This window comes from Halioglobus sp. HI00S01, from assembly GCF_001635445.1.
GTDB lineage: Bacteria > Pseudomonadota > Gammaproteobacteria > Pseudomonadales > Halieaceae > Halioglobus > Halioglobus japonicus.
Genome location: NZ_LWEE01000182.1, coordinates 1 through 210, shown reverse-complemented (window position 1 = coordinate 210; position 210 = coordinate 1). Strand labels below are relative to the sequence as shown.

Genomic DNA, 210 nt, shown 5'->3' with positions numbered 1-210 from the left:
GCCTCGAGCACCGCATTGCGCAGCGCCGCATCATAGGGCTCGGTAAAGTCGATATGCATGAGCTCACCGCTCTCACCGGTGTCATAGGTGTGCTCACGCCCCCAGGTGTAATCGATAACCTGATCGGGAATAACCAGCCTGCCTGGCGGCATATTCGGGGCAATGCCACCGACGGCGTTAATGCCGATGATATGGGTGGCGCCCAACTGT

At 59.0% G+C, this 210-nt stretch carries 1 pseudogene; it reads right to left on the bottom strand.

Features of this window, described 5'->3' with window-relative positions:
- A pseudogene (locus A3709_RS15765) lies at nucleotides 1–210 on the bottom strand (5'-methylthioadenosine phosphorylase); the annotation flags it as partial.